The 2,023-nt window shown below is 55.4% G+C and carries 1 protein-coding gene; it reads right to left on the bottom strand.

All coding sequences use genetic code 11. From position 1 onward, the window contains the following. On the bottom strand, positions 1-2,023 hold a 2,023-nt coding region (locus ACODSR_RS20670), incomplete at both ends, for a calcium-binding protein (protein WP_489078399.1).

Below are 2,023 nucleotides of genomic sequence, written 5' to 3'. Positions count from 1 at the left end.
CGCTCAGTTGTCCTTCAATCACGATGCTGCCGGGCTGACCAGCAAGGCTGATCTTTAAATCATAGCCGTTGGCGTCAGCATAGGCGTAAATCAGATCGGGTGCGGCGATGTCTGCTCCGAACTCAATCGTGTTAAAGCCATCCCACCAGTTGCCGCCCCGAATGATGTCATTGCCATCCCCCAGGTTCCAGACATAGGTGTCGTCGCCCGAGGACTCGAGCAATAGATCGTTTCCGACTCCTCCGATTATGCGATCAGTTCCATCCCGTGCATCGATCGTATCATCCCCGCCGGCTCCGTAAAGGAAATCGGGACCATTCGTGCCCGTAATTGTATCGGCCAATTCCGTGCTCTGCGAGCCGGCAATTTTTTGCTGCAGCACGTCCCGGTTCCAGGTCGTACCGTCAGCAAAGCGGATCTGATCGACGCCTTCAGCAGCCCCAAGAACGAGCTGGCTTTCCAATATAATCGAGCCGGACTGCCCCGCTACCGTCAAAATTGCTCCGCGAGCATCTGCGGTTTTGGCAACGCTGACCTCCGAAGCCAAAATTCCTGCCGCGAATTCGATCGTGTTGAACCCATCCCAGTAGCCGCCGCCTCGAACAATGTCTGCGCCGTCGCCGAGATTCCAGACATAGGTATCATCGCCGGCGCTCTCGATGATCAGGTCATCGCCTGCGCCTGCGGTGACGCGATCAGCGCCGTCGCGCGCATCGATCGTATCATTGCCTGTTTTGCCATGGATCATGTCTGCGGCATTTGAGCCCCAAAGCGTGTCATTACCACTCGTCGCAAAAGAAGACAGAGCCGCGTTCTGGAATTCAATTCTGCTCAATACGCTACCATCAGCGAAACGCAGCTGATCGACGCGCTCCGTTGCATATCCACTCAGTTGACCCTCGATCGTGATGCTGCCCGCTTGGCCAGCCACGCTGATCTTCAGATCAGAGTCGTTCGTTCCGGCATAGGAGTAAACCAGATCGCTGGCGGAAATTCCTGCCCCGAATTCGATCGTGTTGAAGCCATCCCACCAGTTGCCGCCTCGGATGATGTCGTCGCCATCACCCAGCTTCCACACATAGGTATCATCCTCGCTCGATTCATGGAGGAGGTCATTGTCCGTCCCTCCTTCGATCCTGTCGTTGCCCGCCCCTCCATCGAGGATGTCGCCACCCGCTTCGCCTGCGAGGAGATCGTTGCCGGCATGTCCAGAAATCGTGTCGTTCCCCGCACCGCCATTGAGGGTGTCGTTCAGGGTCGTACCGGTGATGATGTCGTCGCCCGCCGTCGCTGACGAAGCGTTCAGACGATAGGCGAGATCCTGCGCTGTCCAGATCGTGCCGTCGGCAAATTCGACCAGATCAATGCCCCATTCGACACCACCCAATATCTGCTTCTTAATCGTGATCGAACCGGGCAATCCATCGAATGACAGCATCATATCCGAGGGATCGGTGGCTGATGCTTCCACCTTGATCATGCCGGTCGAAATTCCAGCGCCAAGCAGGATCTTGTCGCCAGCACCACCGGAATAGAAGACATAGTCGCTTACGACATCATTTCCATCGCCGACGTTGTAGGCATAGATGTCTGCCCCCATCCCGCCGGAAAGCAGATCATCGCCCTTGCCGCCAACAAGGGTATCACCGGTCGTGAAACCTACAAGATTGTCATCGCTATCGCCACCCGTCAGCAATATCTGCTGAACCTCAGCCTTCGTCACCAAACTGCCATCGGCGAAGTTGAAGATTTCAATATCGCGCCAGGTGTAGAAGTCGGACTGCCATTCCCATTGCCGGTCGATGCGAATACTGTCGCCGGTTTCAAGGATCGTGATGACAAGGTCATTCCCTTCCCTAGCAAAACCGAGATCCTCAAGCGTGATCCCAGGCAGGAAGTTGAGCTGGTCATAGTCTCCGTTAAGGATATAATCCGACTGTTCGTAGATGACGTCATGATCATAGCCGCGGGGCTTTGTTGCACAACTCCTGACGGGTTTGATGCAGGCTTTATTTGAGATTAC

Source organism: Sphingobium sp. FG125 (assembly GCF_057809795.1).
Note: the sequence above shows the minus strand (reverse complement) of the source record. Positions and strands in the feature narration are given on the sequence as shown.